We start from the raw sequence: 6232 nt of genomic DNA, 5'->3' as shown, positions 1-6232 counted from the left end.
TCGGCCATCGTGGTTTAACGGGGCGCCCAAATCTAAAGCCAAAGCGAGGCGGCCTGACAGCCGACCTGAATTCTAGTGAGCACGTTCCCCTGTAGGAGCGAGCTTGCTCCCACAATTGGATCGTAGACAGGTCCCTTAATCAGGTCGGCTRTCAGGCCGCCTCGCTTTGGCTTTGGCTTTTGATTTTCTTGCCCCCTCGAGAGGCCGAGTGGWGGTTCTGCGCAGTGGGCAAMCCGGCATGGATGCCGGGTTAGCCGCGCTGGGCCAWGGATGGCCCATCGCGGCGGGCCCACGGAGCAGGACCGGAGCGAGGGCATGCCGAGCCTMRGCGAGGCACCGAACGTCAGGGGCAAGAGCCCTTGGTTACTTGGGGCTTTTCCAAGTGAGTCGCTGTAAGAGCGAAACCATAAGTGGCCGTTACCGCAGGAATGGAAGGATGGCCCATCGCGGCGGGCCCACGGAGCAGGACCGGAGCGAGGGCATGCCGAGCCTAGGCGAGGCACCGAACGTCAGGGGCAAGAGCCCTTGGTTACTTGGGGCTTTTCCAAGTGACTCGCTGTAAGAGCGAAACCATARGTGGCCGTTACCGCAGGAATGGATATGCACCTAATCCAAATATCCACCTGGAGCCCTCTAACCTAAAGTGAACAGCATTACGCTCCCACAGGGGATTTTCACTGGACCGGCAGGAAATTGAGAAACAACAGGCTCTGCGCGTAATTCAAGCCAATGCGCCGATAACGCTCGTCGAGCATCTGGGTCAGCAAGTCCAGGCGCGCGACGATCTTGCCGAACTCCACGGCAAAACTCAGGTTGCTGCCCTCTTCCGAGATTTCATTGGAGAACAGCAAGGGCTGGCCCTCCCTGTTTTGCCGCTGGCTCAGAATCCAGGTGGCTATCTCGATATTGCGCGCGGCGTTACTGACGAAGGTCGGGTTGATCGCGTCTGTCATGTAAAACTCAAGGCGATTGCCGTGGGCCGTGACCAGCATGCTGCCGATGGCATAGATGAAGGCCCCGACCCGGTCACCGAGAAACTCCGGGCTCATGGCAAAGCGCAGGGCCGCCAGGTCCTTTTTGCCACCCAGGGTGGGCAGCGGTTGCTCCTGCTCGATGGCCAGGCGCACTTGCTTGACTGCGGTGCGGACATCGAGGAAACCGGATTTTTTCAGCTCGTCGGGGTTGCGCAGGTAAAGCTTGCCCATGATCCGGTAGAGGCTGTCGAGATTGTCGCGCATCGCCAGGGTCGCCATGCGGTCGACGCTGGTTTGCAGAAACTCCTGGGGCTTGCCTTCGCGCATCTGAGTGAAGATATCGCTGCCCTGCTGCTGGCTGCAGCCGGCAAAAAGCAAGATCGCCAGGCCGGCCGGCAGCCAGCAATGCTTTCGCAACAGAGCGCTGATAACAGGTAAAGCTTGAGCCATGGGGTCTTGAACTTGGCATGGGCCAACGGTGGGGATCGCCGCAGGCTGCCCATGGATAGAGCCGCTCAATTCGAAAAAGTGCAGTGTCGGCAGGCATCAATCGATCATCGGTGACGCCGGCACCGATAGCGCTGGCCTGGATTGTGCGTCAGGATGGAGTGATCGCCATCCCCAAGGCGGTCAGTCCCGAACATGTACGACTCAACGCCCACGCGGCGGATTTTCAACTTGAGGCCGGGGATCTGGAGGCGCTGGACCAAGCTTTTCGTGCGCCACAACGCAAACAGCCGTCGGCCATGGTCTAAGCCAATACAGCCTGTCAGAGAGCTTCGTCATGAGAAGCACCGATCCGCTGGACACCTTTAACCTGCAACGCTTCATACAGGCGCAGGACCCGGTATTCGACCGGGTCCAGGCCGAGTTAGGTGCTGGTCACAAGCGCAGTCACTGGATGTGGTTCATCTTCCCGCAGTTTGCCGGGCTGGGCGGCAGTGAGATGTCCCGGCACTTTGCCATTCACTCGCGGGAAGAAGCCCTGGCCTATCTGGATCATCCCTTGCTGGGTGCAAGGTTACGCACTTGCACTCAGGAAGTGCTTAACATCCAGCAGCGCTCGGTTGCAGCGATTTTCGGCCATCCGGATGACCTGAAATTTCACTCATCGATGACGCTGTTCGCCGAGGTAGCAGACCGGGATAGTCCGTTCCACCAGGCTCTGGACCGCTATTTTCACGGCATTCTGGATGCCTGGACGTTGTCGTTGATGGACTTAAAACAGGCCCAGTTGCCCACCAATCAGGGTTGAGAAATCGTCGTCGACAAACGGCAGAATCGCGTCCGCCACCGGTTGCAGCTGCCGGGTGATGTAGTGGTCGTAATCGATGGGTGCGCTGCGAATTTCCAGCGGCTCGGGGCCCGCGACGGTGATCACGTAGCTGATCCATCCGCCGTTCTGGTATTGACGCGGGCGGCCCTGAAGATCGTTGTAGTCGTCGGCGATCCGCGCCGCGCGCACGTGGGGCGGCACGTTACGCTGATAGTCGTCCAGGGTACGGCGCAGGCGTTTGCGGTAGATCAGCCGGTCATCGAACTCCCCGGCCAGCGTCTTGCGCACGTAGTCGCGCACGTAATCCTGATAGGGTTTGCGCTGGAAGATCCGCGAGTACAGCTCCTGCTGGAATTGCCGGGCCAGCAGCGACCAGTCGGTGCGCACGGTTTCCAGGCCCTTGTAGACCATTTCTTCGCTACCATCGGCGCGCGTCACCAGCCCGGCATAGCGCTTCTTGCTGCCCTCTTCCGCGCCGCGAATGGTTGGCATCAAAAAGCGTTTGTAGTGGGTTTCGAACTGCAATTCCAGGACGCTTTGCAGGCCGTACTCCTGCTGCACATGTTCGCGCCACCACTGATTGACGTGGTCCACCAGCGCATGACCGATCTGCGCGGCTTCCTGCTGACCGTGAGCGCGACGCAACCAGACAAACGTCGAGTCGGTGTCGCCATAGATCACCGCGTGGCCCTGGGCTTCGATCAACTGGCGGGTACGCAGCATGATCTCGTGACCACGCAAGGTGATGGACGACGCCAGCCGCGTATCGAAGAAGCGACAACCGCTGGAGCCGAGCACACCGTAGAACGCGTTCATGATGATCTTCAGCGCCTGGGACAGCGGTGCGTTGTGCTCGCGCTTGGCGGTTTCCCGACCCTCGGCGACCCGCGCGACGATGGCCGGCAGACAATGTCGGGTGCGCGAAAACCGCGCCCCGCGAAACCCCGGGACCGACTCGCTGTCATCCGGAAGCCTGAGCCCTTCGATCAGCCCCACCGGGTCGATCAGGAAGGTGCGGATGATCGACGGATAGAGGCTTTTGTAGTCAAGCACCAGCACCGATTCGTATAACCCCGGTTGCGAGTCCATGACAAAACCACCGGGGCTGGCTTGCGGTGGTTTGCCGCCGAGGTTTGGCGCGACAAACCCCTGGCGATGCATCAACGGCATATACAGATGAGTGAACGCCGCCACCGAACCACCGCTGCGATCGGCCGGCAGACCGGTGACGCTGGCGCGTTCCAGCAGGAAGGTCAGCAACTGGGTCTTGGCGAAAATCCGTGTCACCAGTTCGCAGTCCTTGAGGTTGTACTTGGCCAGCGCCGGTTTGTCCTCGGCGAACATGCGGTTGATTTCGTCCATGCGCTGGTACGGCGTGGCGATCGACTTGCCCTCGCCGAGCAGGGTTTGGGCGACATTTTCCAGGCTGAACGAGGGGAAGCTCCAGGTCGCCGAACGCAGGGACTCGATGCCGTCGATGATCAGCCTGCCTGCCGCCGAGGCGAAGTAATGATTGCCGCTGCCATGTTCGCGCCACTGCATTTCCTCGCCGCCACGCCCCAGTTTCAGGGGCACGGCCAGGCGTCTTGCGTGCTCATGCAGGATGCGCAGATCGAACTGCACGACGTTCCAGCCAATGATCGCGTCGGGGTCGAAACGGGCAAACCATTGGTTGAGCTTTTTCAGCAGCAAGGTACGGGAGTCGCAGTACTCAAGCTGGAAATCCACCTCGCTATCGTCGCCATTGGGCGGACCGAGCATGTACACCTGACGCTCGCCGCAGCCTTCCAGGGCAATGGAGTACAACTCGCCCTGTGCCGTGGTCTCGATGTCCAGGGAGACCAGTTTGAGGTTCGGCCGATAGTCGGGGTCGGCTTTCATCTGGGCGTCGAGCAGCACGCCCTTGTCGTTCGGTGTACCGGTAAAAACGACGGGAGCGGTGATGAATCGCTCCATCAAGTAGCGCTCCGGCGGCCGCACGTCGGCCTCGAACACCTCGACACCGGCCCTGCGCAGCGCAGTTTCCAGGCGCATCAACTGTCCATGCTGCTGGCAGTACAGGCCCAGGACGGGACGATGTTCGAAATCCTCCAGGGCCAGGGCTTTGAGTTCGACATTCTTCTCACCCTGCAACAGCGCCTCGGCCTGCTGCCGTTGCTGGGCCGGAATGAACGCCACCGACGGTTGATGAGGCAGGCGGATGCACCGGGGACCGGCATCGGTCGCCAGCCAGAACTCGACTTCGGTGCCGGCCGGGGTATCGCGCCAATGCCGGGTCAGGACGAAGCCCTGCTGTAAATCCACCACTGCAACCTCAGATTTGATTCAGAAGGGGATTCTACCTGTCATGGGCCGCGATAGCGCGCAGGTCGATCCCCTGTGGCGAGGGGGCTTGCCCCCGCTTGAGTGCGCAGCACTCACAAGATCTTTGGTGCTGGGACATTTTAGGGGGCTGCTTCGCAGCCCGACGGGGGCAAGCCCCCTCGCCACAGGCAAGCCCCCTCGCCACAGGCAAGCCCCCTCGCCACAGGCAAGCCCCCTCGCCACAGGCAAGCCCCCTCGCACAGGCAAGTCCCCCTCGCCAATGGGCGGTTTACTGCAGAAAAACCGCTGAATGCCGTTTTTTGCGTGTTATCTGCCGCTTTCGCCCTTGCCCTCAGCGCCTGTGTCTACGATTCTTCATGAACAACGACAACACCCGAGTAACCACCATGAAAACCGTCGCTCAATTGCTCAAGCTCAAAGATCAGAAGAATCAGGAAGTGCACCAGATCAAACCCGATCACATGGTGCTCGAAGCCCTGATGAAGATGGCCGAGAAAAACGTCGGTGCCTTGCTGGTGGTTGAAAATGACGAGGTGCTGGGCATCATCAGCGAGCGCGACTATGCGCGCAAACTGGTGCTCCATGGCCGCTCTTCGGTGGGCACGCCGGTGCGCGATATCATGGTATCGCCGGTGATCACCGTCGATACCCATCAAACCGTGGACACTTGCCTGGGCATCATGTCCGACAGACGCCTGCGTCACCTGCCGGTGGTGGAAGGTGGCAAGCTCATCGGTCTGCTGTCGATCGGCGACCTGGTCAAGGAAGCGATTGCCGAACAGGCCGAATTGATTCGCCAGCTGGAGCAGTACATCCGCGGCGAATGACACGCCCCCTCTGTAATTGAATGGCCTCGCCCAAGCCGAGGCGTCTACGCATGGGTCAGCCACAGCCGTTATCTGATCGTTGCCCTGTGGCAGCTGGCTTGCCAGCGATGGCGATCTTGCACATGCCATCGCCGGCAAGCCGGGCTCCTACAGTGGTTTCATGCTGATCAAGCGGGCCAATGCCGGGCAAACACCGGCGCCAATACGGGATGGCGGTCGATTCGCTCAAGCCAGGCGAAAAAACCCGGCCGGGCACTGCGCAAATGCTCGCGGCTACCGGCCCACCGCGATATCACCGCCGCCAGCACATCCAGCGCCCCGGGTGTCTCGCCCCCCAGGTACAACTCGCCGGAAAACTGATCGGCAAACACGTCCCAACTCCAATGCAGGCGTTTGCGCGCACCGGCCATGAGGTTTTGCCTTGACGCTTCATCCGTCGTGGACAGCCAGCGCTCCGGGTAATCGATCACGCCAATGGCCGCATAGCAATTGCTGACGATGTAGGCCATGCCACGGATGGCCTGGTCGCGTTCGGCGGGATCTTGCGGCAACAGCCCCGAAGCGGGAAATGTCAGCCCGAGGTGAATCAGGATCGCCGCACTCTCGGTCAGGACGCTGCCGTCGGGGAGCTGTAACGTCGGAATCTGCTTGAGCGGGTTGAGCTTCTCCAGCGCCTGCGCCGCCTGCACAGATGACTCGACATCGATAAAACGATAAGGGATTTCACACAGCTCCAGAGCTGCCTCTATCGCCGCGGCGCCGGAATTCTGATGGCCGTAGAGCTGATACATAAACCTCTCCTTGCAGACTGCGGTCGCGCCAATGCCGAT

General features: G+C 60.6%; 5 protein-coding genes and 1 pseudogene. 3 read left to right on the top strand and 3 right to left on the bottom strand.

What is annotated here, in order from left to right:
• Positions 1 to 674: 674 nt before the first annotated feature.
• Positions 675 to 1424: a hypothetical protein gene (locus ASE98_RS12105; RefSeq protein ID WP_060541589.1), complete on the bottom strand. Its 750-nt coding sequence runs from the start codon at positions 1422 to 1424 to the stop codon at positions 675 to 677.
• A gap of 101 nt (positions 1425 to 1525) precedes the next feature.
• Here ASE98_RS12105 and ASE98_RS12100 point away from each other — a divergent pair.
• Positions 1526 to 1729 (top strand): annotated as a pseudogene (locus ASE98_RS12100) (aldo/keto reductase); the annotation flags it as partial.
• Positions 1730 to 1758: 29 nt separating this feature from the next.
• On the top strand, positions 1759 to 2229 hold the full coding sequence (locus ASE98_RS12095; protein WP_060541587.1) for a DUF1810 domain-containing protein: 471 nt from the start codon (positions 1759 to 1761) through the stop codon (positions 2227 to 2229).
• Here ASE98_RS12095 and ASE98_RS12090 read toward each other — a convergent pair.
• Entirely contained in the window at positions 2194 to 4554 is a 2361-nt protein-coding gene (locus tag ASE98_RS12090; RefSeq protein WP_162237392.1) for a DNA polymerase II, read from the bottom strand. The two genes, ASE98_RS12095 and ASE98_RS12090, sit on opposite strands and share 36 nt — an antisense overlap.
• A 407-nt stretch (positions 4555 to 4961) precedes the next feature.
• Here ASE98_RS12090 and ASE98_RS12085 point away from each other — a divergent pair, with 407 nt between their 5' ends.
• On the top strand, positions 4962 to 5402 hold the full coding sequence (locus ASE98_RS12085; protein WP_007976812.1) for a CBS domain-containing protein: 441 nt from the start codon (positions 4962 to 4964) through the stop codon (positions 5400 to 5402).
• Between the two features lie 167 nt (positions 5403 to 5569).
• Here the strand turns inward: ASE98_RS12085 and ASE98_RS12080 are convergent, their stop codons facing one another.
• Positions 5570 to 6193, bottom strand: a complete 624-nt coding sequence (locus ASE98_RS12080; RefSeq protein WP_060541585.1) for a glutathione S-transferase — start codon at positions 6191 to 6193, stop codon at positions 5570 to 5572.
• Positions 6194 to 6232 lie beyond the last annotated feature (39 nt).

It is taken from the genome of Pseudomonas sp. Leaf48 (genome assembly GCF_001421885.1).
GTDB lineage: Bacteria > Pseudomonadota > Gammaproteobacteria > Pseudomonadales > Pseudomonadaceae > Aquipseudomonas.
The sequence above is the reverse complement of the archived record's forward strand: the minus strand, read 5'-3'. Positions and strand labels throughout refer to the sequence as shown.

Bases quoted from the DNA above. Each gene is read 5' to 3' on its own strand.
- ASE98_RS12080 (WP_060541585.1), bottom strand. From the start codon at position 6,193: ATGTATCAGCTCTACGGCCATCAGAATTCCGGCGCCGCGGCGATAGAG.
- ASE98_RS12085 (WP_007976812.1), top strand. From the start codon at position 4,962: ATGAAAACCGTCGCTCAATTGCTCAAGCTCAAAGATCAGAAGAATCAG.
- ASE98_RS12095 (WP_060541587.1), top strand. From the start codon at position 1,759: ATGAGAAGCACCGATCCGCTGGACACCTTTAACCTGCAACGCTTCATA.
- ASE98_RS12105 (WP_060541589.1), bottom strand. From the start codon at position 1,424: ATGGCTCAAGCTTTACCTGTTATCAGCGCTCTGTTGCGAAAGCATTGC.